Raw genomic sequence first — 25,829 nt, 5'->3', positions numbered from 1 at the left:
TATTGCTTACTTGCACTTCTACGCTTTTGCGGTTGTCGGTTCTTGCGGGGGAAAGCCTTCCCCCTGGCCGGCACTGCGTTGCCGGCACACCCCCTTCTGCGGGGAGACCCCGCAACGCCCCCTGGGTAGGTCTCAGCCGGACTCAGTGATGTGGTGGACGCGCTCGCCTCGCGATACACTGTCCCAATGCCTATACTTCATCTCATCTGTGGGCTTCCCGGCTCGGGCAAGACCACATTGGCACGGCAGCTTGAGAATCAGGGAAAGGGGCTTCGCCTCTCTCCCGATGAATGGATGTCCACGCTCGGATTCCAGCTCTACGACGAGGGCGGCCGCGCGCGTGTCGAGCAGTTGCAATGGCGTCTGGCCCAACGCCTTCTGGCCGCCGGAAACGACGTCATTCTGGAGAACGGCTTCTGGTCAAGAGAGGAGCGCGATTCCTACCGGGCGGTTGCGCAGTCGCTCGGCTGCGAGACCCGGCTTCACTATCTCGACGTCCCCGTCGAGGAGTTGCAGCGTCGGATCATCGCCCGCAACCGCGATGCGCCTGCCGATGCGGCTGTCGATCCGAACGATCTTCTCGCTTGGTCGAAGATGTTCGAACCGCCGACCACGGACGAACTTGCGGTTGGGCACGGCACCGCGCCGCCGTGATCGGCGGCAGCGCCGCTTTAGAGTGAGAGTGCAGACGGGGTTTGCCGTGACGGGTTGAGGGCTGGAGAAGAGGTCTCCGGCGCCCGTCGCGGAGAACCGCGATGTCCAGATACGACCATACCCCCCGTTCCGGCGCGGATCGGGCGAACCTTTACGACGAGATCACCGACAAGATCATCGCCGAGCTTGAGGCCGGGCGCTTTCCTTGGGTCCAGCCCTGGGGCAAGGCCACGGCCCAGGCCCCGCTCGGCCTGCCGCAGAACGCCAGCACCGGCCGCGCCTATAGCGGCATCAATATCCTCATCCTGTGGGGCGCCGTCGTCCAGCACGGCTTCCCCGGACAGGGCTGGCTCACCTTCCGCCAGGCGCTTTCGCTCGGCGGCAATGTCCGCAAGGGCGAGTGCGGCACAACCGTCGTCTATGCCGATCGCTTCACGCCCGAGGACGAGAAGCGGCGGGCGCGAGAGACCGGCGAGGAACCGGGGAAGATCCCGTTCCTGAAGCGGTTCACGGTGTTCAACACCGCGCAGTGCGAGGGCCTGCCCGAGGACATTGCCGTGGCCATGCCGCCTCCGCCATCCGGACTGGTCGAGCCGAGGGTCGAGGCGCTCATCAAGGCGACCGGCATCGACTTCCGCATCGGCGGCGACCGCGCCTACTACGTCCCGGCCCTCGACCATGTGGTCGTTCCGCCGCCGCAAGCCTATTTCGAGCCGATCAACTGGCACCGGACGGCCCTGCATGAGCTGGGTCATGCGACAGGCCATGCGTCCCGGCTGAACCGCGATTTTTCCGGTTCCTTCGGCACCAGGAAATACGCTTTCGAGGAGCTGGTGGCGGAAATCTCGGCCGCCTTCTGCTGTGCCTCCCTCGGCATTGTGCCGACCGTCCGCCATGCGGATTACATCGCCTCCTGGCTCGAAGTGCTGCGCGAGGACAACCGGGCCGTCGTCCGCGCTGCCTCGCAGGCGAGCAAAGCGGCCGACTGGATTTTGTCCTTCCTGCCAGATGCGGACGGGCTCGGTGCGGCCGACGATGAGCGGGAGGCAGCATGATGAACGCGCTCGCCTTTCCCGGCTCGATCCCCGATCCTGCGCAGGCGGCCGAGATCCGCCTGCGTGTCCTCAGCCTCGGCGCCGGCGTCCAGTCGACCACGCTCGCCCTCATGGCTGCCCATGGCGAGATCGGCCCGATGCCGGATTGCGCGATCTTCGCGGACACCGGCTGGGAGCCGAACGCGGTCTATGAGCATCTTGCCTGGCTGGGATCGCCGAATGTCCTGCCATTCCCCATCCATATCGTCTCGGCCGGGGATATCCGCGCCGATCTGCTCACCGGCGCACGCGGCGAGCGGTGGGCCTCGATCCCCGCCTTCACACGCACGGTCGCGCCCGCTGGGACTGAACTACCCGTCTATGATGAAGACGAGAACGGCGAACCCGTCATTGTCGGTTCCCGCGTCCTGGCAGGTGAGCGGATCAGCATTGGCATGATCCGCCGCCAATGCACCAAGGACTACAAGATCACCCCAATCCGGCGGAAGGTGCGCGAACTCCTTGGCATTGCGGGGCGCCGCTCGCCCGGATCGCCAGTCGCCGAGCAATGGATCGGGATTTCTCTCGACGAGGCGTTGCGCATGAAGCCCTCGTTTGAGGACTGGCAGGTCAACCGCTGGCCCCTGATCGAACGGGGCATGACCCGCCAGGACTGCCTGCGCTGGCTGGAGCGGCATGGCTATCCTCTCCCGCCCAAGAGCGCCTGCATCGGCTGCCCGTTCCATTCCAATGCCTATTGGCGGCATATGCGTGACCACGATCCCGAAGGGTGGACCGATGCCGTGTCGGTCGATGCCGCCATCCGCACGGGCTTCCGGGGCATTCGCGGCGAGGTCTATCTTCACCGTTCCGCCGTCCCGCTCGATCTGGCCGATCTTTCGACAGCCGCCGATCATGGCCAGCTCGACCTCTGGCCGAACGAATGCGAGGGCATGTGCGGGGTGTGACTGCTGAAACTCGCCGATGCACATAGCCGGATTTCCGGCTTTGCGATTTTCCGGCTCGCAGCGCCGCCCTTCTGGAGACAGAGGGCGGCGCTTTGGGTCGTGGCGGGTTGGGTGCCGGGAGAGAGGCTCCCGGCGGCCCGCCACGGAGAACGCAGATGCCTGCTATTCAGTCACCCACGCCCCTGAAAACCTTCCTCATCTGCCATGGCGCCGAGAACGAGTTCTGGCTGTGCAAGGCCGCGGACCGGAATCATGCCGTCGAGCAGTTTGAAGCCGCCGCGACGGACGGCGACATCAACGAGGTATTCGAGTGCGTCCCCGCCATGAACCGCTACTTCGTCCGCCAGCGGCGGGCGATGTGGGTCTGCTTCGTCCAGGAGGTCGAAGCAGAGGATGAGGATGCCGCGGTCGATGCCTTCTACCAAGGGTTCGATCCGCAGCACTTCTTCATAGAGGGCGCCCTTCAACACGCTGATCATGGCCCCGCCACGGTCTTCGACCGGCGGGAATACCCGAACGCGAATGTTGCCGAGGCCGACTGACGAGCTGTTCCAAAGCTGAATAGCCCGTGTCCTTGCGACAGCGCTGCCCTCTTAGAGTAAGAGGGCGGCGCTTCGCTTCGTGACGGGTTGGAGGTCGAGAGAGAGGCTCACGACCGCCCGTCGCGGAGATGACCACCATGGCCCGAGCTGCCAAGAAAAAGAAGCCCGCCCTTCAGATGATCGAGTTCTCGCGGGCGCGCGATATTCCGTTCAACCGCATCCGACTGTCGGATAGCAACGTCCGCGAGATCGACGTGGAGGCCGGCCTGGACGACCTGACCCATGACATCGACCGGCGGGAAGATCTCGTGCAAGGTCTCAATGTCCGCGCCGTATTCGACGAGGACGGCAATGAGACCGGCGATTTCGAGACACCCGCAGGCGGCCGCCGCTACAGGTCCATCGCGCGCCTTGTGGAAGCCGGTCGCTTCCCGGCCGAAGGGCTTGTGCCTTGCATCGTCAAGAAGGCCGACGCCAAGACCTCGGCCGTCGACGACTCGCTGGCCGAGAACCTGCTGCGCCTCGCCCTGCATCCGCTCGACCAGTTCAAGGCGTTCAAGCGGATGTTCGACATGGGCATGTCGAAGGAGGAGATCGCCGACGCCTGGCGGACCACGCCGCGCTACATCATGCAGCGTCTGCGCCTCGCCACCGTCGCGCCGACACTACACGATGCCTATGCGCGCAACGAGATGACGCTGGCGATGCTGGAAGCCTTCACCGTCAACCCCGACCACGAGCGCCAGCATCAGGTCTGGGAGCGCATCAGCACGTCGTGGCAGAAGGAGCCCTGGCAGATCCGCAATATGCTGACCGAGACCACGGTTCCGGCCGCCGATAAGCGCGCCCGCTTTATCGGCGTCGAAGCCTATGAGACAGCGGGCGGCCCGGTGCTGCGCGACCTCTTCTCCGAGGAAAACGGCGGCTGGTTGCAGGACGTCACGCTCCTCGACCGCCTGGTCGACGAGAAGCTGCGCGCCATTGCCGACGAGATCGCCGGTCAAGGCTGGAAGTGGATCGACGCGGCGGTCGAGCTGCCCTACGGCCACACCAACGGCCTGCGCAAGCTGGCCGGTGTGACCCAGGAACTGACCGAAGAGGAGCGCGCCACGCGCGAGGCGCTGCGCGACGAGTATGACGAACTCGAAGCCAAGTATGCCGAAGCCGACGACCTCCCCGATGAGGCCGATCAGCGTCTCGGGGAGATCGAGGCCGAGCTGGAAGCCTTCGAGAACCGGCCCGTCACCTTCGCGCCGGAAGACATCGCCCGTGCCGGTGTTTTCGTCAGTATCGGCCGCGAGGGCGAGTTGATCGTCAGCAGCGGCTACGTCCGCCGCGAGGATGAGCAACCCGAGACGGTCGATGGCGAGGATGCCGGAGAGGGCGCGGACCCGTCCGACCCTGATGCCGTGCAGCGCGCCGTCATCACTGTCGGCGGCGAGCCGGTCCCGGACGCCGACGAGGAAGAGGACGATGCTGTCAAACCGCTGCCCGAGCGGCTGGTGACGGACCTGACCGCATGGCGGACGCTGGCGCTGCGCAATGCGCTCGCCGAGAATCCGCACGTCGCCATGACGGCCCTGCTGCACAAGCTGGTTCTCGATACCTTCGAGCGCACGTCCACCTCGGGAACGAGCCTTTATGCCGCCGTGCGTCACATCTATCTCCCGGCCGATGCGACCGGGCTCGCGGACAGTGCCGCCGCGAAGATGATCGACGAACGCGCGGACGCCTGGCGGGGCGACATTCCCTCCGGTGATGACGACAGGCTCTGGGGCTGGATCGACGGCCTCGACGATGCCAGCCGCCTGGCGCTGCTCGCCCATTGCGTCAGCTTCGGCGTCAACGCGCTCTATGAGCGGCCGAACCCCTATTCGGGGAATGGCATCTCGCAGCACGGTCTCGACCGCCGCATGGCCGAGGCCGAACGGCTGGCGCAGGCCACCGGCCTCGATCTTGTCGAAGCCGGCTGGAAACCCACGGTCGAGAACTACCTCGGCCGCGTGACCAAGACTCGCATCCTCGAAGCGGTGCGTGAAGGCGCCGGCGATCGCGCGGCCGATCTCATCGCGCATCTCAAGAAGGGCGACATGGCGAAGGAGGCCGAGCGGCTTCTGGCCGATACCGGCTGGCTGCCGGAGCCGCTGCGCCCCACCGTGGACGCGCAGGCCGTGGATGGCTCAGCCGATCAGGACGAGAATGGCATGGCGTTGCCCGATTTCCTCGCCGGTGACGATGAGAACGCGGCCGATGCCGCCGACGATCCGGTGGCCTTGGTCGCCGCCGAGTGACGCGCACCAGCGGGGCGGTCTCGGTCGCCCCGCTTACTCCCCACCCCATATAGGCTCGGCCCCGGCCGGGCCTTTTTTTTCAGGAGACAGGATCATGCCATCCGACAACCATCCCAACCCCGGCCAGCCCATTCCTCAGACTGTTCATGTCGCCCTTTATGAACATCGCTATGGAACCGATGTGCGCGCTTTTCTCGACAGCGAAGAGGCGATGCACTGGCGCACAGAGATCGCCAAAGAATGGTGGACTGACGCCTTCGATGACGATCTGCCGCCCGACGACCAGATCGGCGACGTGTATTTCGAGCGCATGTTGGAGCGCGACGAGTTCTTTTGGACGAAGGCGTGTGAAATCAAACGCGATCCTCCTGATTCCACCGATCCGGACAGCCCCGTTCCAAGCGCCGATGGTGGTGGCGCATGATCATGACGGTTGATGAAATCTTCGCTGACGACCGCCGCAACCCTCCCATGGAGCGATCGCTTCCGTGGGAGGAAACGCGCGGCGGCGTCACCGTCTTCGTGGAGCCGAAGCCTCATTGGGCCGAGGACATGCGCGCCTTCCGGCTCGATAGGTGCGAATATTGCCGCTATGCGGACTGGAGCGCGCACGGCGCCCGGACACGGTTCTACGGTCATATCGACACGTCCGGCGACGACGTGATGATGGAGGCTCGGGCAATTATCGCCCGCGAGATCGCCGATGGGCTATGGGACTGAGCAGCCCTTACGCCTGTGCCTGGCGCAGACCGGGCCATCGGGGTATCGCCGCGCAGCCAGCGACGGATCGAGGTCCAGCGTCACCATTGCGCCGTCAGCTTCTCGCAGCGGGACAGCGGATTCCATCTCCAGCCTGAAACACATCCTGAAGATCAGCCCGGCAACGAGGCTGGCGCGGCGGGGCATCTATGACGGGATTCCCGGCATCCTGTCAGAGGCGAAGCACCACCCCCGCTTCCATTCGCGAACCTTGGTCCGACCGTCTCTTTGTCAATCAACCCACGAGGGGTCGGCTTACGCGAGCGTGCCGCCCTCGCGGATTCGGACGAGCCGAACGCGCGAGGGTGATTGCAGATCCGGTCGGACACTTCGGGCGCCTGTCGCGCGGGGGATGGTCCCCCGCCTCCCAAGACAGGAGCCGGAACCCATGTCCTATGCAGATGCCACCGCCTTCGCCGCCAGCCTCGCCACCACGCTGATGGTTTCCATCGTCGTGTTTCAGGCCGGAGATGGAACCCACTCCGCCATGCCGGCCGACGAGTTCGACGGCGACGAGGAGATGGTGAAGCTGGAACTCGATCCGTGGAGCTGAGGCGCGAAAGCGCCTCACTCCCAAGGCCCGGTGCCCAAGCGCAGTCGGGCCTTCTCCCGACAATCGCCGCCGATTGCCGCTTGCGTGCCGGACGGCATTGCGATCTCGACCCGCATCGGAAAGAACCGTCGGCGATCACGCCGATTTCGCTCCATCAAGATGAAAGCCATTCGCCATGCTCAGCCATATTGTCGTTTCCATTCTGCTCTGCACGGCGTCATGCGAACCGGCCGAAATCCGCGTCTGGGACGGCGATTCCATTCGCTTGGGCACGACGCGGCAATCTGAGGCCGTCCGGATCTTCAACATCGACGCCCCCGAGATCGAGGGGCAATGCGCGTATGAAACCGACCTCGCGCTGCAATCGAAGATCAGGCTGGCCGAGCTTCTGAAAGGCCAGCGGATCGAAATCCTGCACCAGGGAACCGACCGCTATGGCCGGACCCTGGCGGCGATCCGCGTCGAGGGACGAGACGTCGGAGACATTCTCGTCAGCGAGGGACTGGCCCGAACCTGGGCGGGACGCCGCGAACCGTGGTGCTGATCCACCCCGACAACAGGAGAGTGAGAGGGTGGGTCGGTTGGCCGTGACGGGTTGCAGGTGGAAGAGAGGCTTCCGCCGCCCGTCGTGGAGCAAACCCCATGACCCTTTCCCACCACCCCGGTTTTACCCTGGTCGGCGACGTCATCACGCGCGAGGTGTTGCCCCGGCTGCGCTACGCCCAAAAGCTGCCGTTGCGCCTCTCCTGCATGGGCACGGCCGGTTACGAGGGCCTCGACGAGGCCGATGAATTCGACCGCACGGTCGTCATCGGTCAATCCGCATCCGCCGAAGAAGCCATGATCCTTGCCAGCCAGCGCGTCGCGCGCGGCGACATTCGTGTCAGCGCGGACGACACGCTGCGCTTTCACCCGCGTATCGTCGTCATTCAGGACGGCGATCTCGGCCTGGTTCTCGGTGGCGAGATCCGGGCAGGAATCGTCCTCTGGCAGCAGCCCGTCGTCTCCGACGTGGAGGCCCGCCGCATCATCACCGAAGCCAGCCGCTTGCGCGGGCTGGCCTTCGCCGCCTCCGGTCGGGTCGATCACAGCGCAGCCCGCGATCATCGTTATCGCGCCAGCCTGCTCGAGGCCCGACTGGTCGATCCCTACTGGCGCGAGACCGCGGCGGAGCTTCTCCATCTGCCCCAGGCCGCCTGACACCTTCTTCCACATCTTCGCCCGGCCGCGCGCCGGGCTTTCTCGTTTCAGGAGTCCGACATGGCTAACTATTTCACCCATTTCTCCTGCCTGCTCGACGTAGGCACCCCGGAAAACGCCGCCCGCGCGCTCGACCTCTACAACGCACTTTCAGAGGAAAACGCTGCCGAAGACCCTCCCTCGGAAGGATTCATTCTGTCGATCCAGCCTGAGCATGGCGGCACCCAGCTCTGGATGCGCGACGATGAGACCGGCGATCCCGAGCATGTGATCCAGTTCGTAAAACGCTGCGCGGCCGCGTTCGGCCTGTCGGGCCTCTGGGGCTTCCAGTATGCGACCGCCTGCTCGCAAGCCAGGGTCAACGCCTTCGGTGGTGGCGCGCATGCCCTCGATCTCGCCACCGGCGAGACCGTGGACTGGATCTATAGCGGCAGCTGGCTGGAGATCGTCCTGGACGGAGGTGATCCCTATGCCTGAGATCATCGAAACCACGGTCTATCGGCTCGACGAGCTTTCCGACACGGCGAAGGACAAGGCCCGCGCCTGGTATCGCGAAGGCGGGTTCGACTACGACTGGTATGATGCGGTCTATGAGGATTTCCAGCGGATCGCGGAAATCCTCGGCATCCGCTTCAAGACCCGCACCGTGCGCCTGTATGGCGGCGGCTCGCGGCGGGAGCCGCGCATCTTCTTCTCAGGCTTCTGGTCACAAGGCGATGGCGCTTGTTGGGAAGGGTTCTACTCCTATGGGAAGAACGCCTCGGCCGAGATTCGATCCCATGCACCGCAGGATACGGCCCTGCACGGTATCGCCGATGCCCTTCAGGCAATCCAGCGACGCAATTTCTACCAGCTTCGCGCCGAGGCCAGCCATCGTGGTCGCTACTACCATGAGTATTGCATGGCGATTTCCGTCGAACGCGACAGCCAGACATATCAGGACATGACCGCCGATGCCGAGGAGATCGTGATTGAGGCGCTGCGCGATCTGGCCCGTTGGCTCTACCGCCAGCTTGAGCGCGAATACGACTACCTCTCCTCGGATGAGGCGGTGGATGAGACCATCACCGCCAACGAATATACCTTCACCAAAGCCGGACGCCGTTTTGGCTGACCCCGACAAGCGCTCCGCCTCTCGGCCGGGCGCTTGTTTCATGCCTGCTTACGCCACGGCTTGAGAGGGAGAGAGCGACCGGAAGGGATTTGAGCCGGTGCGGTCGAGAGAGAGCGCCGTGCGGCTCGGTCCTATTCCGCTCTCCCAAGGAATCTCCGATGAACATGATCTCTGCTTCCGCGGCGGCCTCCGCCGCCGCGCCGCTTCCACTCGACCATGACGCCGAGACGGCTGCTTCCACCTTCACCGCTGCCGGTTTCCTGCTGCCGCATCTCGAACGCGGTCAGCGTGTCGATGCCGCAACCCTGCGCGGCGCCATGGAAGCGGCCTTCGGCGCTTCCGATGCCACCGGCGCCTGGAACTGGAAGACCGCCTATGATGCCTGCGAGGCGGCGACCGTCCTCTTCCTGCGCAAATACGGCGCTGCGCTTTTCCGCAGAGCCGGGTCATCGGCGGCTATCCTGCCGCAGCTCGGCAAGATCGCCGGGCTCCTGCCGACGCATACACGCCGGTCGGAGGAAGCCCAGACCTTCCAGCAGTTCTCCACCCCGATCCCGCTTGGCTTTGCGGCGGTGACGGCGGCGGCGATCACTCCTGCCGACCGGGTGCTGGAGCCCTCGGCCGGCACCGGGCTCCTCGCCATTCTGGCCGAGATCGCCGGCGGCACGCTGCTCCTCAACGAACTCGCCGAGATGCGCGCCGGCCTGCTTTCCTCTCTCTTTCCGGCCCTCTCCGTGACCCGCTTCGACGCCGCCCAGATCGACGATCACCTCGATCCCGGCCTGGTCCCGACCGTCGTGCTGATGAACCCGCCGTTCTCGGTCATGGTGAATGTCGAGGGCCGCATGGCCGATGCCGCCTTCCGCCATGTCGCCTCGGCGCTGGCGCGCCTTGCGCCCGGCGGGCGGCTTGTGACCATCACCGGGGCGAGCTTCGCCGCCGACAATCCGGCATGGACCGCCTCCTGGACCCGGCTGCAGGAGCGCGGCCGCGTCACCTTTTCCGCCGCAGTCGATGGGTCGGTCTATGCCAAGCATGGCACCACGATCCCAACCCGGCTGACCGTCATCGACAAGCTGCCCGCCGACGACCCTGCGGTGTTTCCGACAGCAATCGGAGTCGCGCCGGACGTGGCGACGCTGATGGGCTGGCTGGCGGATCAGTTGCCCGCGCGGCTGCCGGTCGATCCCGGCGTTGCCGTGCCGATCGCGCGGCCTGCCGTCCCCCGCACCGTGCGCGGCTATGTCAACCGAACGGCGAGGGCTGCGCCCGCCGCGCCGCTGGCCGAGCCGGAGGGGGTGCCGCTCGCCTATGAGACCGTCGATTGGGCACCGGCCGAAGACGGCCGCCTCTCCGATGCGATCTATGAGGAATACGGTCTCCAGACCATCCGCATCGCCGGCGCGCAGGCGCATCCGACCCAGCTCGTGCAATCGGCGTCGATGGCGAGCATCGCGCCGCCGAAGCCGAGCTACCGGCCGATGCTGCCAGCCGACATTCTCGGCAAGCTGTCCGAGGCGCAACTGGAAACCGTGATCTATGCCGGCGAGGCCCATACGGGCTTCCTCGCCGGGGCCTGGACGGTCGATGACACGCTCGACAGCCTGTCCGCCGCGCCGGAGGAGGCCGAGGGTGCCATCCGTTTCCGCCAAGGGTTCATGGTCGGCGACGGCACTGGTGTCGGCAAGGGCCGGGAATCCGCTGCCATCATCCTCGACAACTGGATGCAAGGGCGGCGTAAGGCGGTCTGGATATCGAAGTCGGACAAGCTGCTGGAGGACGCCCAAAGGGACTGGAGCGCCCTCGGCATGGAGCGGCTGCTGGTCACGCCGCTGTCGCGCTTCCTACAAGGCAAGCCGATCACTCTGGGCGAAGGCGTCCTATTTTTAACCTATGCCACGCTGCGCTCCGACGACCGCGGCGAAAGGGTTTCGCGCGTCAAACAGATCGTCGAATGGTTGGGCTCCGACTTCGATGGGGTCATCATCTTCGACGAGGCGCATGCCATGGCCAACGCCGCCGGCGGCAAGGGAGAACGCGGTGATGTCGCCGCCAGCCAGCAGGGTCGCGCCGGGCTGCGCCTCCAGCATGCCCTGCCGCAGGCCCGCGTCGTCTATGTCTCGGCCACCGGCGCCACCACCGTCCACAACCTCGCCTATGCGCAGCGCCTGGGCCTCTGGGGCGGCGAGGATTTCCCGTTCTCGACCAGGGCGGAATTCGTCGAGGCGATCGAGGCCGGTGGCGTCGCGGCAATGGAGGTGCTGGCCCGCGACCTGCGCGCCCTCGGCCTCTACACCGCCCGTTCGCTGTCATTCAAAGGCGTGGAATACGAGCTGCTCGACCATGAGCTGACCCCGGAGCAGATCCGCATCTACGACAGCTACGCCGATGCCTTCGCCATCATCCACAACAACCTGGATGCCGCGATGCAGGCCGCCAACATCACCGGCGGCGACGGCGGCTCCGGCACGCTGAACCGGCAGGCCAAATCCGCCGCCCGCTCGGCCTTCGAGAGCGCCAAGCAGCGCTTTTTCGGGCACCTGCTCACGTCGATGAAAACCCCGACGCTGATCCGCTCGATCACCAGCGATCTGGAGGCGGGCCATTCCTCCGTCATCCAGATCGTTTCGACCGGCGAGGCGCTGATGGAACGGAGGCTCGCCGAGATCCCCACCGAGGAATGGGGCGACCTGAAAATGGACCTGTCGCCGCGCGAATATGTCCTCGACTACCTCGCCCATTCCTTCCCGGTCCAGCTCTACGAGCCGTTCACGGATTCGGAGGGCAACCTGTCGTCTCGCCCGGTCTATCGCGACGGCCAGCCAGTCGAAAGCCGGGAGGCCGTGGCGCGGCGCGACGAGATGATCGCAAGCCTCGCCAGCCTGCCGCCGGTCCCCGGCGCGCTCGACCAGATCATCCAGCATTTCGGCACTGACACCGTGGCCGAGGTCACTGGCCGCTCGCGCCGGATCGTTCGCAAGCGCAGCGTGACCATCGACCGGCTGGTCGTGGAGAATCGCGCCGGTTCGGCCAATCTCGCCGAGACCCAGGCGTTCATGGATGATGGCAAGCGTGTGCTGGTGTTCAGCGACGCCGGCGGCACCGGGCGCAGCTACCACGCCGAACTCTCGGCGAAGAACACCCGGCTGCGCGTCCACTATCTCCTCGAAGCGGGCTGGAAGGCCGATGCCGCCATCCAAGGGCTTGGCCGCACGCACCGCACCAATCAGGCGCAACCGCCGCTGTTCCGGCCGATCTCGACCAATGTGAAAGCCGAGAAGCGATTTCTCTCGACCATCGCCCGCCGCCTCGACACCTTGGGTGCGATCACGCGCGGCCAGCGCCAGACCGGCGGTCAGGGCCTGTTCCGCCCGGAAGACAATCTGGAGAGCCACTACGCCCGCGACGCGCTGCGCCAGCTCTATCTCCTGCTGGTGCGGGGCAAGGTCGAGGGATGCAGCTTGGAGCGGTTCGAGGCCGCAACGGGGCTGAAGCTGATGGACTCGAACGGCATCAAGGATGATTTGCCGGCGATCACCACGTTTCTCAACCGTTTGCTCGCCCTGACCATTGAGCTTCAGGGCGTGCTGTTCACCGCCTTCGAGCAGCTTCTGACCGCGCGGATTGAGGGCGCCATCGCCTCGGGCACCTATGATGCCGGACTGGAGACGCTGCGCGCCGAAAGCTTCGTGGTGGCGGACCGGCAGGTGATCTACACTCATCCGCGCACCGGGGCCGAGACCAGCCTGCTGACTATCACCGAACGCAAGCGCAACCGGCCGGTGACGCTCGACGCCGCCTTGGCCGAACTCGATGATCCGCGTGCGAAGCTGCTGATCAACGAGCGCTCGGGTCGCGCGGCGGTGCAGATCCCCAGCACGAGCGTCATGCTGGATGATGGCGAGATCGAGCGCCGCGTCCGCCTGATCCGGCCGATGGAGGCCCATAACGTCCCGGTCAGAATGATGGGCGAAACCCATTGGGTCGAGGCCGACCGGGACGTCTTCGCATCGGCTTGGGAGGCCGAGGTTGCAGAAGTGCCGGAGTTTGCCGACAGCACCCTGCATATGGTCACGGGCTTGTTGCTGCCGATCTGGAAGCGGTTGCCCAATGACTCCACCCGCGTCTATCGGCTCCAGTCTGACGCCGGCGAGCGCATCATCGGCCGGAAGGTCTCTCCAGCCTGGGCCGCGAACGCGACCAAGACCGGAACCGCATCGGTCACGCCGGATGATGCCTTTGCGGCGCTGATGGAAGGTCGGACGATCCTCGATCTCGCCGAGGGCCTTCAGCTTCGGCGGGTCCGCGTCATGGGCGCGAACCGGATCGAACTCTCCGGCTTTACCGACATGATGCGTCAGCGCCTCTCGGCCTATGGCCTCTTCCACGAAATCATCTCATGGAAGCTGCGCATGTTCGTTCCGGTCGATGGGACTGGCCCTGCCGTTCTCGGCAAGGTTCTCGACCGCTGGCCGGTCGAGCGCATCGGCGAGCGGGAGGCAGCATGATGCCCCGTCACGATGTCTCGGAACTGGCGATCCGTCTCGGTCGGGAGGCCGAGGCGGTCTGCCGCCATTATCTGTCGTCCGGCCAGCGCGCCGGACGATACTGGCTGGTCGGCGATGTGCAAAACACGCCTGGGCGATCCATGTTTGTCCGCCTCACCGGGCCTGAATCCGGCAAGGGCGCGGCGGGGAAGTGGACCGACATGGCCACTGGGGAGCATGGCGATCTGCTCGACATCATCCGGCAATCGCTTGGCCTCGTCGACTTCAAGGACGTGGCCGAGGAAGCGCGCCGTTTCCTCGCTCTCCCGCATCCCGAACCGGAGAAGACGAAGACGCCGACCGGCAGCACGTCCAGCGTGGCGTCCGGTTCGCCTGAAGCGTCTCGCCGCCTCTTCGCCATGGCGCAGCCGATCGGCGGCACGCTTGCGGAGATCTACCTGCGCGGGCGGGCGATCACCCGCCTCTCGGGCACCGCCGCGCTGCGCTACCATCCCCGGTGCTATTACAGGCCCGATGAGCATTCGCCCACCGAGATCAGGCCGGCACTCGTCGCCGCCGTCACCGATCTCTCCGGCCACCAGACCGGCGCGCATCGCACCTGGCTCGCCCCGGACGGTTCCGGCAAGGCACCTGTCGAAACACCGCGGCGGGCGATGGGCGACCTTCTCGGCCACGCAGTCCGCTTCGACACTGCCGCTGAGGTTCTCGTAGCCGGCGAGGGCATCGAGACCGTGCTGTCGCCCCGTCAGGTTCTGCCCCACATGCCGATGCTGGCGGCGCTTTCAGCCGCTCACCTCGCTGCCATCCTGTTCCCGCCGTCCCTGCGCCGGCTCTATGTCCTGCGCGATCGCGACCCGGCCGGGGACGGCGCAAGAGACAGCCTCGCCTCCAGAGCAGCGAGCTTCGGGATCGAGGCGGTCACGCTCACGCCGGTCGAGGGCGACTTCAACGATGATCTGCGACGCCGTGGCGCCGATGCCCTCAGGGCGGCCCTGAAGGATCAGCTTCATCCCGAGGACATCCGCCGTTTCATGGAGCGGTGAGGATGTAATCGTTCTCGGAGGCGCGGCCCAACTCGTCGCCTGCCGGTTTCGTTCGCTGGCCATCGGCAGGCGCATCCTTCGTCGGAGAGGCCCGCACCCACGGCCTTCTGAGAGGGCGATCGGCGCACAAACGGGCCGGGCAGGCAATGGCCGCTTTCGGACTATTTTCCGCCGGCGGGGACGAGCCCCGCCTTTGCATCGCGAAAGTCAAAATAGTCCGAACCCGGCCATCGAGGCCCTCGCGGAGTGGGCGAGGGCTGCCAACCCGTCCCGCCCGTGCGCGTCGACGCCTGCGAAGGCCGCGATGGGCGCGGTCTCCAGACAAAGGACGCTCCCGATGACGAACGAAACCTATTCCGCAGGCGACGAGCCGGTCCACACCTCCTCCCAGACCGATCACGCCCTCACCGAACTCCAGCTCTACGGCTGGCGTCCTTTCCAGGACGAACCCGATCCCAGGCCGCTGCCCGAAGGCAATACCGTCGCCAGTGCCGTCACCGACATCTTCGACGCCCTCGTCGCGACGCTCGGCGACACCCGCTTAGAGCCCGATCTCGAAGAGCTGCTCTGGGGGACGGTCAATCTCTTTCACCGCGCCGCCAGCCGGGTGGAACGCGATCTCGACGACAACGAGCAGGCGCAGCGCCGGATGCAGCGGGAACAGGACGGCAGCGAGGTGAAGTCGGTCGAACTCGAACGCCTCACGGCAGAGGGACAGACCCTCATCGAACGGCGCAACAGCATGGAACTCTTCCGCGATCTCGCCGCCGAGGCTTTCGAACACCACACCGGCAGCGCCTGGCGGCCGCGCAGCGGCTCGATGGTCAACCATCGCAACCTGACCGCCGCGATGATCGACAGCCGCGACTTCCTTGCCGCGAAACGCCGCGCCGAGACCGAGGTGATGCTGCCTGCCGGTCCCAAGGTGGCCGTGACCGGCGGCGCCGGTTTCAACGATCACCGGCTGATCTGGGGGCGGCTCGATCAGGTCCATGCCAAGCACCCGGAGATGGTCTTGCTGCACGGCGGCACCCCGAAAGGCGCGGAACTGATCGCCTCCCGCTGGGCAGACCACCGCAAGGTGCCGCAGGTCGCCTTCCGGCCCGACTGGACGAAGCACGGCAAGGCCGCACCCTTCAAGCGCAACGACGCGATGCTGGATGTGCTGCCGGTCGGCATCCTCGTCTTCCCCGGCACCGGGATTCAGGAGAATCTCGCCGACAAGGCCCGCAAGCTCGGCATCCCGGTCATGAAGTTCGACGGCGGCGCGTAAGCGCCGCCGTTCGGCGGCTTTCAGCCGCCAAACCTTGACAGGAAGCGAGGTCGAGCCTCTATTGGAGCATCCTTGTAGAACCGGCGAAGCAGAATAGTCGCAGGCGGAGCGCATCTCCCGGCAGCCTGTCGTGATCCTCAACCGTTCGCTGGAGGTTTCCATGACGTTGATCCTGCTCGCCATCTCTTTGACCATCACGGCCTGCGTGATCGCCTACAATCTCGCGATCTACGCTTTGCCCGTCATGTCGGCCATTACTGCCGCGCAATACGCGTGGGGCGCGGGAGCCGGCGTCCTGATGTCCGGTTTCGCTGCGCTCGGTGCGGCCCTGCTGTCCATCGTCTTGGTGATCGCGGTCCTGGGCTTTGCCAAGAACCCTGTTCTTCGCCTCATCGCGCTTGCCCTCTTCGCGGTGCCCGCCGTCATAGCTGGCTACGCGCTCGTCTATGGCGTCACGAAGAACGCCATAGACTCGACCCTCGCGCTCAACCTTCTGGGCGGCGTGGGCGGCCTGGTCATCGGCGTCTCGGCCATCATCAATCTGAACGCGCTCGGCGAGTCGGTGTTCTCGCGCTGAGCCGGCGCGCGCGATCCCGCAGTCTCATGGAAACCCGACGGCTGGACCACCGGGCTCCGGGCTTCCTGCTCAGAATGGGAAATCATGTCATCGCGGTCACGCTGCCGTCTTTCTCGACCTGCTTTGCCCGGCTCTGGAAGCCGGTCATCGGCGTGAATCCCGCTGACGCCGTGCAGTCGATGGCCAGCCGCATCCTTCCACTTCATTTCGTGAACACAGCCGCAATCACCTTCAAACCCTTGCCGCAATACTGCCGGACCTGACCTCGTGCCATTGATGCAGGTGATGCGATGCCGGTTCCGCGCTCCAGACCCGATAGCCCTTCTCGTCACGGGCCACACAGCCTTCCAGCGGGGCGTGAACATGACGGGGAAGTGGGTTAGATCGGGATGCCCGGTGGCATGGATACGGGTTCCAAGGGCCAGCACGCTGCTGCTACCGGCAGGGATGCCAGTTCTGCTGCGCGTCCCCGATTGGCTCTCGAAGGCACCAATCCCTCCGACTGACTGATCCCCTAAGTCCGTTCGGTTTCCACCAGCAACCCCGGCGGCTCCGGACCGTGTTGCCGCGCGAGCGCGGCTGCCCGCCCCACTCCGGGCCTTAGGGGCGAGCTGCCGCAAGGGCGGCAGTTGCGGGAGTCTCCCGACGGCCTTGGCCGGGTCTCGTCGGAGGGATGGTCCCTCCGAGGAGCAACGGAGACTTACAATGCAGAACATCGTCATCCTCGCCGGCAACATCGGTCAGGCCCCCGAAACCCGCACCACCCAGGGCGGCACCTCGATCACCCACTTCAGCCTCGCCACGTCGCGCCCCAAATACTCGGAAGGCCGCGTGGTCCGTGACGAGAAGGGCTATCGGGTTCAGGACACGGAATGGCACCGCATCACCTGCTTCAACGGCCTCGGCAAGACGGTCCAGCAGTATTGCGACACGGGCATGAAGGTTCTGGTTCGCGGCCGCATCCACTACACGAAGTGGAAGGATGCGGAGGGCAACGACCGCTACGGCTGCGAGATCATCGCCGAGACCGTCGATTTCCTGAGCCGGGCGAAGCAGACCGAGAACGACGACGGCAAGTTCATCGACGACGATGACATCCCGTTCTGAGCGGGAAGCCAGAGGCCCGGCGGCGCAAGCCGCCGGGCCTTCCATGTTTACGGTGGGTCGCGCCCGCCGGCTCAGCGCAAGATTCCCCACCGGAACGCCATGCGCCTTCGCGCCCGGCGCTCCGATTTCCTTGCCGGAGCATCGGATCATTTCCAAAAACAGGAAACCACTTTTTGGTCCGATGCTCCCCGAATGAGTAGGGGGCAAGCCGCCCCTCTCAAACTCGCCCCATGAAGGTGCAGGGCTACGCCCCGCCCCCTCCAACTCCCTACCCATGGAGGGGAGACCCCTCCAAACCTCCCCTTTGGCGTTGCGCTGAATAATGTCGCGACCCCTGGTCGGGGCCGCGGGCTCCTCTCTCTCTGACTTCGGATCATGCACCAGCCACTCCGGCGTCAAGGACTTCGCGGTCCCCCAATTTTCAGCCGACGCCCAAGAACATCGTCAGAAAATCGGCTCCACCACTCGCCGCCGCTGGCGGTCGGCTTACGCGATCCCTGACCCCTCGCGGCAACAGTGCAGGCTCCTCCCGTCAGAACGAAAGGAGAAACAAATGTCTGATCTCGATTTCCTCAATCTCTCAAGAAAGCTTGGCCGCATCAGAACCAGGGTGCGCAAGAACTACTTCAGGTGCGACACTCGCTTTTCGCAGTCCCTCCATGAAAAGCTGCTTCTTGCCCTCAACGGCCATCTCAAGACTTGCCGCGAGGGCGCAAAGGTCCAGCGGCGGCTACGGAACGAAAGCGATCCGACGGTGCGCGAGTCCCTTGAACAGACCCTCGGCGACTGCATGGGCGATCTCGAATCCGGCGGCCGGGGGTTCTATCCTTGGCATCTGCTGGATGCCGTCGATGGTGACCCGGACTTCGGCGGATACCACCACCCCGTTGCGGCCATGTGGTGCAATGGCCCGATCCCGGAATGGATGACCGTCGAGGACAAGCATCTGTCCGGCCTTGGTCCCATCCTCCGGCAGATCGCTGCCCAGACAGGTATCCGCTTCACCACCTATCTCTGCGATGCCAGCATTGGCCCCGATGGCGCGGGGCAACTCGACCCCGAGATCTACGAGCGCCCGGTCAGCAACTTCCGATACCGATACCGATAGCGAGGTGGCGGGCGGCGGAAGCCGCTCGCCACCTTTTCCCCTGTCGTAATAGCCATACCGACCGGATCGACCGCTCGGCAGGGCTTATGAAAGGGGGGCAAGCCGCCCCTCTCAAACTCACCCCATGAAGGTGCAGGGCAAAGCCCCGCCCCCTCAAACTCCCCCACCCATGGAGGGGAAACCCCTCCAAACCTCCCCTTCGGTTCCACCGAATATTGTCGCGGCCCCTAGTCGGGGCCGCGGGCTCTTCTCTCTCTGACTTCGGATCATGCACCAGCCACTCCGGCGTCAAGGACTTCACGGTCCCCCCAATTTTCAGCCGATACCCAAGGGCATCGTCAGAAAATCGGCTCCCCCGCTCGCCGCCGCTGGCGGTCGCTGCGCGATCCCTGACCCCTCGCGGCTACGGTGCCCGACCCTCCCGTCAGCGAGAGAAAGGAGCATGACATGACCGAACAAAAGATCATCCGTATCGACGGGGGCAGCGCCGAATACTGGCGCGATCGCAAGCAGGCTTTCGGGCTTATCCGCGATGCCGAGCTTGCCGCAAAGCGTCTGGCCGAGGCGCCGATGTATCTGCACGGCGGCTACGACGAGGATGGCGACGTTATCCCCATCGAAAACCTCGGTCCCCACGACGATATGGAGGACGCGATCTGGGCCATCGAGGCCGATCCGACTGCGGTGAGCATCCTCGTTGCGCAGGGGCGCACGAGCATCGGCGGTCACGAGATCGGGGCTGTGGTTCGCGGTTTCGAACCGGACTACGGGCACATCGAGGACCCGGAGAGCAATCCGCTCTGGGGACCGGATACCGACTGACCCTTCGACGAGAGGCGGCGAAAGCCGCCTCTCGTCTTTGCTTCGTCGTCAAAGCCCTGCCGGCCGGATCGACCGGCCCGCAGGGCTGATGAAAGGGGCACGCCCCTCTCAACGCTCTCCCATGAAGGAAGGGGCAAGCCCCCTCCTTCAAACATCCTCCCCAAGGGAAGGGCTGAAGCCCCTCCCTTGAACCCTCCCATGGGAAGGAGGCGACGGTTCCCTCGCCCTCCTTCCCAAACCCATCCTCCTCTCCCTGGGCCAGGCCATTCTGGCCGCGCCGATACGCTGTCGTATGTCCGACCGAATCAGATGGCTGCCTATCCCGCCACTGCGAGGTTGATCACGACGATTCCAGCCGAATTTCGAGTGGAATTTGAAGGCAGAGCGACTATTATAGTCGTAGTTCTGGAGTGCGTGCAGGTCTCGGTGGGAGGTGATCATGTATGATCACCGCTCGCCAATCACGGGCCGCACGCGCGTTGCTGGGTTGGACACAGGAGACGCTCGCTGACAAGGCCCAGGTCGCATTGACCGCACTCAAACGCCTCGAATCCCAAAATGGGCTTGAGGTGTTCGAGACGACTCGCGATCAGGTTCGCCGCGCTCTCGAAGCGGCCGGCATCGTTTTCCTGTCAACGGATAAGGGCGAAGGCGTCTTGCTCCTGCACGAGCGGAGCCCGACGCCGGGTTAGCGTCGTGGCCTGCGCATTGACCCGTTGCCCATAAAAAGAATGGCTATCTCCCGCCGGAGATGGTTAACAAATACGTTATCCGATCGTGAGCGACTGATGGGACAAGCGACACAGACATTTCTTGACGAACCACCGTCCAGCCAAACGCTGACACCATATGATCGAGAACACATGAAGCTCTATATGCGCCTGCTCGACGCAGCGCGCGATGGCGCCGACTGGCGCGAAGCGGTTCGAATCCTCTTCAATCTCGATCCAGAGCGTGATCCCGAGCGTAGCCGCCGCGTTCATGACGCGCATCTCGCACGAGCGCGTTGGATGACCGAGCGCGGCTATCGCGAACTGGTCCGCGAAAGTCAGCACCGAACATCATAGCGATGCGCGGGACGCATCACCTGTTGATCCCGACCCAGCTTCCTCAATTCAACCCGAACGGGAATCGTAGAGTCTCTCCAACTTCCTGAGCTGTGACGTGGGAGGCTCCGATGACACCCAACGCATCTACCTGGCGTTCTTCGGCAGACTACGAGCATCTGGATGTGCTGACGCCATCCGATCTGGCTTGGGAGTGGCTCCGCCGCAACGATGCCTATGACGCTGATTTTGAGGCATCGGCCTCTGGCCAGGGAGATCCCGAACCGCTGACCGAACGAATCCGGCAGCGGTGGGGACTCCGATTTCCCCGTCGATCCGCTGGCTGCGCCACCTGACGCCAAGGTATTATGGCTTCCGCAGGAGGACACGAGCGTCGTCATACTGGCGAACGCGCCATCGGAATTTGACGAGCAAATCGGTCTCGCAGCTACCGTGATCTGGCGCGCCCATCCTCGCTCGCAACCTACGGATGAGGACTACCGGCTCGATATTGGCAACGGACAGCATCTGCAGATCCTCGACTGCACGGCCGGCGACGACAGGATCGCCGTCGCCATCGTTCCGCTCGGCCTGGACGGCTTCGACCGGATCGAAGCCGTCCGCCGCTTCCTCTCCGCCCTACATGGCCGCGCCATTCCTCCCGATACGCGGCTGACCCGGCAGCAGCGCATACGCCTGCGACGGATGCTTCGCGCCTTTGACGGACACAGGGCGGGCGCCACACAGCAGGAAATCGCGCAAGTCATCCTGAAGATCGGGCCGCTCGACCGCGATGAATGGCAGGCGTCTTCGGCCCGCCACACGATCAAGGCGCTTCTGCGCGACGCCCATTCCATGGTCGCGGGCGGCTATCGAAAACTCCTGCGTCATCGTCGCCAACGCTAGCGTAGTTCGACGCCTGGGCTGGTGGGCGATTTCGATACCCATCAACTTCGCCCTGCAACTCGCCGGCCTCCCTCCGCCACCGTGGTCGTTGTCCCGCCGCTGACTCGCAGTGGCCGTTCCCAACAGCCCGGAGGCCCGATCATGCCACATGAACCCGTCGTTTTGCCGCCGCGCTTCCTGCGCACCAAGGAGGCTGCGGATTTTCTCAGCCTTTCGGCCCGGACGCTCGAAAAACACCGCACCTACGGGACCGGCCCTGCCTATCGCAAGCTCGGCGGCCGGGTTGTCTATGCCATCGACGATCTCGAAGCCTGGACCGAGCGCGGTGCGGTAACCTCCACCTCCGATCCCCGTGGCTCCGTGCTGCCCGCCAAGCGCCACGCCCTTCCGACCGGCCCGCAGGTCGGGCGCTCCGCCCGCTGATCGCACCCAGTTCCCTTCATGGTGGCGCGACGTCGATCCCTTTCCGAGCGCGGGCAGCTCGACCTGTTCAGGGCGCTCCCCGGCGACTTCGCGCCACGAGACGCGCAGGATCTCATGGCCTATCCCTTCTTCTCCCTCGGCAAGTCAAAACGTGTCGCGCCCATCGACTTCGCCGCCGGCAATGTGACGATCCGGGTCGAGGCGGTCCCCGATCATGGCATGGCGACGATCTGGGATGCGGACATCCTGATCTGGGCCGCCAGCCAGATCGTCGAAGCCCGTGATACCGGGCTTCGGACGTCCCGGCTGATGGCCGCCACGCCTTACGAAATCCTCACCTATGTCGGGCGCGGCACGTCGCTGCGCGACTACCAGCGCCTGAAGGCCGCACTCGACCGGCTGCAATCGACCACCATTTCCACCTCGATCCGGCAACCAGCTGAAGGCCGCCGGCATCGCTTCTCCTGGATCAACGAATGGCAGGAGCGCACCGACCGCAACGGCCGCCCCGATGGTATCGAGATGATCGTGCCGGACTGGTTCTATCAGGCCGTCCTCGACGACGCGCTCGTGCTGACCATCGACCGGACCTATTTCGACCTGACCGGCGGACTCGACCGATGGCTCTACCGCCTAGTGCGTAAGCACGGCGGCCGCCAGCGTGAGGGTTGGCGCTTCGACTTCCGCCACCTCCATCAGAAGTCCGGCAGCATGTCGCCATTCAAACGCTTCGCTTTTGAGTTGCGCGACATCATCCGACGCCAGCCCTTGCCGGGCTACCGGCTCTTTCTGGAAGCCGAGATCGGCGGGCGCATGCTGCTCGCCTTCGAGCCGACACCGGCCTGTGGAAAACCTGTGAATGGCCTCGTGCTATCGGGAACCCGGACTATCGTGCTATCGGGAACCCAAGGCTCGTGCTATCGGGAACCGAAATCGGGCTTAACGCCCGAAGACCACTCGCAAAATCGCGCCCTTAACTTAGAGTCTAACAAAGACTCTAACCTTGAAGAGCGCGTGCGCGATGTGGAAAACCTCATCCGCGACACCGCCAGAAGCCTCAGCAGAGCCGCTAGGAACGGCGCATCTGCCACGCCACGCGCTTCCCAGCCGGCCCCTCAGCCCGGCGGAACCGAGGCTTCCGAAGGTTCCGACACACCCCGCCTTCCTCTCGACTTGCCGGGAGGCGGCCAATGATCATCGCACTCCTCAACCAGAAGGGCGGTGTCGGCAAGACCACGCTGGCGCTGCATCTCGCCGGAGAACTGGCGCAGGGCGGAAAGCGCGTCACACTTCTCGATGCCGACCCGCAGGGTTCGGCGCTCGACTGGTCACAGCAACGCGCACGCGAGGGCCTGCCTCGACTGTTCGGCACCGTCGGCCTCGCACGGGACACACTGCACCGCGAGGCACCGGAGATCGCCCGCGATGTCGATCACGTCGTCATCGACGGACCGCCGCGTGTCGCCAGCCTCATGCGCTCCGCGCTCCTCGCCGCCGACCTGGTGCTGATCCCGGTGCAGCCGTCGCCCCTCGATGGCTGGGCCTCGGCCGAAATGCTGGCCCTCCTCGCAGAGGCCCGCATCTATCGGCCCCAACTCGTCGCCCGCTTCGCGCTCAACCGCTGCGGCGCGCGCACCGTCATCGCCCGCGAAACGGCCGAAAGCCTTGCAGATCACGACCCGCCCGTCCTTGCCACCACTGTCGGGCAGCGCGTCGTCTTCGCCGACGCTGCACAGTCAGGTCGTCTCGCAGGCGAGATCGACCGCCAATCTCCTGCCGCGCGTGAAGTCGCAGCGCTCACCGATGAGATTGCGCGGCTGGGCATCGGGAGGGTCGGCCAATGACCATCCTGACCGGCGACTGCCGCGAAGAAATGCCCTGGCACGCTCCCTACGACATGATCCTCGCCGATCCGCCCTATGGCGACACCTCGCTCGCCTGGGACCGGCGCGTCGAGGGCTGGGTCGCGCTGGCGCGCGCCGCCCTCAAGCCGACCGGCTCGCTCTGGGTTTTCGGTTCACTTCGTTCCTTCATGGCGACCGCCGACCACTTCGCCAATGCGGGTCTGCGCATCGCGCAGGAGGTGATCTGGGAGAAGCAGAACGGCACCGGCTTTCACAATGATCGCTTCAAGCGGGTGCATGAGCTGGCCGTCCAGTTCTATCCGGCAGAGACCGCCTGGCGCGACATCTACAACGACGTCCAGACCACGCCCGACGCAACGGCCCGCACGGTGCGGCGCAAGCAGCGTCCACCCCATACCGGCCAGATCGACGCCGGCCATTACATTAGCCATGACGGCGGACCGCGCCTCATGCGCTCGGTCATCTACCTGCGCAACTGCCACGGCCGCGCCATCCATCCGACCGAGAAACCGTCGGCGCTCCTGGAAATCCTGATCCGCACGAGCTGCCCGGAAGGCGGACTTGTCGGTGACTGGTTCGCCGGTTCCGGCGCAGCCGGGGAAGCCTGTCGGCTTTCCGGCCGGAGCTATCTCGGCTGCGAGATCGACGCCGACATGGCCGATCTCGCCCGCGCCCGCATCGCCACCGTGCTGCCGTTCCATGACGGAGCCCCGTCATGACGGCCGGCACGGACAAGCGCGGCTTCGCTACGCGCCCAGCCGATCCCGATGGCTGGATCAAGGCTGGCGATGGACGGCCAGCGCGCGATGGCGCCGCAGCCGCCCATTCCGCCCGGCTGACGATCGACATCACGCCCGAGCTTCGCGGGCGGATCAAGATCGCCGCGTTCGGGCGCGGCACCACCGTCGCGGACATGCTGCGTGACCTGCTTGCGCGCGAGTTTCCCGACACAGCGGGAGACCGCCCATGATCGGTATCGATGCCCATGATGGCGATCTGACCCGCGTGGAACTGACCTGGGTGGAGGGCAGGACCGAATACTGGATCAGGTTCGGCCATGAGGCGGGAACGCAGATCCTCGACCGCAACCGGCGCGTCGTTTCTTTCGGTCCTGGTTCGGTGTTCGCGTTCGTCCGCTGGGCGGCGAACGACCACGGCACGATCATTTCGCGCCTCGACATCCTGCGCGCGGTTGCGCCGGGCGAATCCTATCAGACGCTGCCCTTCGTCCGTCCGGGCGGCGAAATCCTGCTGAAGATCGAAGGCTGGCCGAAGGTTGAGGCCGTCCTTCGCCATGTCGACGGGATCGAGGCCATTGGCGTCGATCCCGCCCAGGTCGATCCCGATCACTGGCGGCATGTCGCCCACTGGATGAACGCAGGCGAAGCGCCGCGTCCTTACACCGCCGAGCGCCATCAGGCATGGCTCCGGCGCCGGGAGATCGCCCCATGACGCGCTTTCGCTATGTCATGGTGACGGCGGCGGCCACGCTGGGGATCGCCATCGCCGGATTCGTTCCGACCGCGCCAAGGCTGCTCTGGAACGCATCGGCCAGCGTGCCGATCGGGTTCTACACCGTCGCGCCCGCTGATCGGATCGAGATGCCCGATCTGGTCGCCGTCATGCCACCTGAGCCGTTCGCGTCCTACATGGTGGACCGCGGCTACGTCGCGCGCGACGTGCCGCTTCTGAAGCGCGTGATCGGCCTGCCCGGACAGCGCGTCTGCCGCGCCGGCCGCGCCATCGCCGTCGATGGTGTTCCGCTCGGCGAAGCACGCGACCGCGACAGCCTCGGCCGAGACCTGCCGGTCTGGCAGGGCTGCCGCGTCATCGCCGAGGGCGAAGTCTTCCTGATGAACCCGGACGTCGGCGACAGCCTCGACGGCCGCTATTTCGGCCCGTTCCCCGCCTCGGCGGTGATCGGCCGCGCGATCCCGCTTTTCACCGACGAAGACGGCGATGGCCGCTTTGTCTGGCGCGCGCCGATGCGGTGACGGCGCGTCCGCTGCGGGGCGTGCGAACGGCCCGCGTCTTCT

The 25,829-nt window shown here is 65.4% G+C and carries 31 protein-coding genes; all 31 read left to right on the top strand.

Annotated features, from left to right (window positions below; all coding sequences use genetic code 11):
* The first annotated feature begins 186 nt into the window (after positions 1-186).
* The gene (locus tag JJ918_RS02310; RefSeq protein WP_080622744.1) at positions 187-654 is read left to right on the top strand and encodes an ATP-binding protein; all 468 of its coding nucleotides are present in this window, start codon (positions 187-189) and stop codon (positions 652-654) included.
* Between the two features lie 101 nt (positions 655-755).
* Positions 756-1,709 carry a zincin-like metallopeptidase domain-containing protein gene (locus JJ918_RS02305; protein WP_080620472.1) on the top strand — a complete coding sequence of 318 codons (954 nt, stop codon included), beginning with the start codon at positions 756-758 and terminating at the stop codon, positions 1,707-1,709.
* On the top strand, positions 1,709-2,656 hold the full coding sequence (locus tag JJ918_RS02300; protein WP_080622745.1) for a hypothetical protein: 948 nt from the start codon (positions 1,709-1,711) through the stop codon (positions 2,654-2,656). Before JJ918_RS02305 ends, JJ918_RS02300 begins: the two co-directional genes overlap by 1 nt.
* A 155-nt stretch (positions 2,657-2,811) precedes the next feature.
* A complete protein-coding gene (locus JJ918_RS02295) occupies positions 2,812-3,198 on the top strand; it encodes a hypothetical protein (RefSeq protein ID WP_080620473.1) in 387 nt (128 codons plus the stop codon).
* A gap of 137 nt (positions 3,199-3,335) precedes the next feature.
* The gene (locus JJ918_RS02290; protein WP_080622746.1) at positions 3,336-5,489 is read left to right on the top strand and encodes a chromosome partitioning protein ParB; all 2,154 of its coding nucleotides are present in this window, start codon (positions 3,336-3,338) and stop codon (positions 5,487-5,489) included.
* 94 nt (positions 5,490-5,583) lie between these two features.
* On the top strand, positions 5,584-5,913 hold the full coding sequence (locus tag JJ918_RS02285) for a hypothetical protein (RefSeq protein WP_080620474.1): 330 nt from the start codon (positions 5,584-5,586) through the stop codon (positions 5,911-5,913).
* Positions 5,910-6,209, top strand: coding sequence for a hypothetical protein (locus JJ918_RS02280; RefSeq protein ID WP_080620475.1), 300 nt, complete (start codon positions 5,910-5,912; stop codon positions 6,207-6,209). The genes JJ918_RS02285 and JJ918_RS02280 overlap by 4 nt, the downstream gene beginning before the upstream one ends.
* A gap of 427 nt (positions 6,210-6,636) precedes the next feature.
* A complete protein-coding gene (locus tag JJ918_RS02275) occupies positions 6,637-6,801 on the top strand; it encodes a hypothetical protein (RefSeq protein WP_164871400.1) in 165 nt (54 codons plus the stop codon).
* 175 nt (positions 6,802-6,976) lie between these two features.
* A complete protein-coding gene (locus JJ918_RS02270) occupies positions 6,977-7,345 on the top strand; it encodes a thermonuclease family protein (RefSeq protein WP_080620477.1) in 369 nt (122 codons plus the stop codon).
* A gap of 98 nt (positions 7,346-7,443) precedes the next feature.
* A complete protein-coding gene (locus tag JJ918_RS02265; RefSeq protein WP_080620478.1) occupies positions 7,444-8,001 on the top strand; it encodes a hypothetical protein in 558 nt (185 codons plus the stop codon).
* Positions 8,002-8,061: 60 nt separating this feature from the next.
* Positions 8,062-8,478 (top strand): hypothetical protein, encoded by a 417-nt coding sequence (locus JJ918_RS02260; RefSeq protein WP_080620479.1) that lies wholly within the window; start codon positions 8,062-8,064, stop codon positions 8,476-8,478.
* Positions 8,471-9,115 (top strand): antitoxin of toxin-antitoxin stability system, encoded by a 645-nt coding sequence (locus tag JJ918_RS02255; protein ID WP_155043633.1) that lies wholly within the window; start codon positions 8,471-8,473, stop codon positions 9,113-9,115. Before JJ918_RS02260 ends, JJ918_RS02255 begins: the two co-directional genes overlap by 8 nt.
* Positions 9,116-9,273: 158 nt before the next feature.
* Entirely contained in the window at positions 9,274-13,623 is a 4,350-nt protein-coding gene (locus JJ918_RS02250) for a strawberry notch family protein (protein ID WP_080620481.1), read from the top strand.
* Positions 13,623-14,666 (top strand): toprim domain-containing protein, encoded by a 1,044-nt coding sequence (locus JJ918_RS02245; protein ID WP_080620482.1) that lies wholly within the window; start codon positions 13,623-13,625, stop codon positions 14,664-14,666. The genes JJ918_RS02250 and JJ918_RS02245 overlap by 1 nt, the downstream gene beginning before the upstream one ends.
* A 337-nt stretch (positions 14,667-15,003) precedes the next feature.
* Complete coding sequence (locus tag JJ918_RS02240; RefSeq protein ID WP_080620483.1) at positions 15,004-15,939, top strand: DUF2493 domain-containing protein; 936 nt, start codon at positions 15,004-15,006, stop codon at positions 15,937-15,939.
* Between the two features lie 160 nt (positions 15,940-16,099).
* Positions 16,100-16,516: a hypothetical protein gene (locus JJ918_RS02235; RefSeq protein ID WP_080622747.1), complete on the top strand. Its 417-nt coding sequence runs from the start codon at positions 16,100-16,102 to the stop codon at positions 16,514-16,516.
* A 26-nt stretch (positions 16,517-16,542) separates the two neighbouring features.
* On the top strand, positions 16,543-16,779 hold the full coding sequence (locus JJ918_RS02230; protein ID WP_147097742.1) for a hypothetical protein: 237 nt from the start codon (positions 16,543-16,545) through the stop codon (positions 16,777-16,779).
* Positions 16,780-17,221: 442 nt separating this feature from the next.
* A complete protein-coding gene (locus tag JJ918_RS02225) occupies positions 17,222-17,623 on the top strand; it encodes a single-stranded DNA-binding protein (protein ID WP_080620484.1) in 402 nt (133 codons plus the stop codon).
* Positions 17,624-18,176: 553 nt separating this feature from the next.
* Positions 18,177-18,731 (top strand): hypothetical protein, encoded by a 555-nt coding sequence (locus JJ918_RS02220; protein ID WP_080620485.1) that lies wholly within the window; start codon positions 18,177-18,179, stop codon positions 18,729-18,731.
* 447 nt (positions 18,732-19,178) lie between these two features.
* A complete protein-coding gene (locus JJ918_RS02215) occupies positions 19,179-19,553 on the top strand; it encodes a hypothetical protein (RefSeq protein WP_080620486.1) in 375 nt (124 codons plus the stop codon).
* Between the two features lie 443 nt (positions 19,554-19,996).
* Positions 19,997-20,245 carry a helix-turn-helix transcriptional regulator gene (locus tag JJ918_RS02210; RefSeq protein WP_080620487.1) on the top strand — a complete coding sequence of 83 codons (249 nt, stop codon included), beginning with the start codon at positions 19,997-19,999 and terminating at the stop codon, positions 20,243-20,245.
* A gap of 96 nt (positions 20,246-20,341) precedes the next feature.
* The gene (locus JJ918_RS02205; protein ID WP_080620488.1) at positions 20,342-20,620 is read left to right on the top strand and encodes a DUF2285 domain-containing protein; all 279 of its coding nucleotides are present in this window, start codon (positions 20,342-20,344) and stop codon (positions 20,618-20,620) included.
* A gap of 110 nt (positions 20,621-20,730) precedes the next feature.
* Positions 20,731-20,955, top strand: a complete 225-nt coding sequence (locus JJ918_RS02200) for a DUF6499 domain-containing protein (protein ID WP_080620489.1) — start codon at positions 20,731-20,733, stop codon at positions 20,953-20,955.
* A 97-nt stretch (positions 20,956-21,052) separates the two neighbouring features.
* Entirely contained in the window at positions 21,053-21,505 is a 453-nt protein-coding gene (locus JJ918_RS02195; RefSeq protein WP_226341155.1) for a DUF2285 domain-containing protein, read from the top strand.
* 141 nt (positions 21,506-21,646) lie between these two features.
* Positions 21,647-21,928 carry a helix-turn-helix domain-containing protein gene (locus JJ918_RS02190; protein WP_080620491.1) on the top strand — a complete coding sequence of 94 codons (282 nt, stop codon included), beginning with the start codon at positions 21,647-21,649 and terminating at the stop codon, positions 21,926-21,928.
* Between the two features lie 18 nt (positions 21,929-21,946).
* Entirely contained in the window at positions 21,947-23,122 is a 1,176-nt protein-coding gene (locus JJ918_RS02185) for a replication initiator protein A (protein WP_080620492.1), read from the top strand.
* Positions 23,119-23,772, top strand: a complete 654-nt coding sequence (gene parA / locus JJ918_RS02180; protein ID WP_080620493.1) for a ParA family partition ATPase — start codon at positions 23,119-23,121, stop codon at positions 23,770-23,772. The genes JJ918_RS02185 and parA overlap by 4 nt, the downstream gene beginning before the upstream one ends.
* Entirely contained in the window at positions 23,769-24,512 is a 744-nt protein-coding gene (locus JJ918_RS02175) for a site-specific DNA-methyltransferase (protein WP_080620494.1), read from the top strand. The genes parA and JJ918_RS02175 overlap by 4 nt, the downstream gene beginning before the upstream one ends.
* Entirely contained in the window at positions 24,509-24,763 is a 255-nt protein-coding gene (locus tag JJ918_RS02170) for a hypothetical protein (RefSeq protein WP_080620495.1), read from the top strand. The genes JJ918_RS02175 and JJ918_RS02170 overlap by 4 nt, the downstream gene beginning before the upstream one ends.
* Positions 24,760-25,245 (top strand): DUF2840 domain-containing protein, encoded by a 486-nt coding sequence (locus JJ918_RS02165; RefSeq protein WP_080620496.1) that lies wholly within the window; start codon positions 24,760-24,762, stop codon positions 25,243-25,245. The genes JJ918_RS02170 and JJ918_RS02165 overlap by 4 nt, the downstream gene beginning before the upstream one ends.
* The gene (locus tag JJ918_RS02160) at positions 25,242-25,787 is read left to right on the top strand and encodes a S26 family signal peptidase (protein ID WP_080620497.1); all 546 of its coding nucleotides are present in this window, start codon (positions 25,242-25,244) and stop codon (positions 25,785-25,787) included. Before JJ918_RS02165 ends, JJ918_RS02160 begins: the two co-directional genes overlap by 4 nt.
* Positions 25,788-25,829 lie beyond the last annotated feature (42 nt).

Origin of the sequence: Maricaulis sp. (genome assembly GCF_017642925.1) — a bacterium.
Lineage (GTDB): Bacteria > Pseudomonadota > Alphaproteobacteria > Caulobacterales > Maricaulaceae > Maricaulis.
This window is presented reverse-complemented; position numbering and strand designations above follow the sequence as displayed.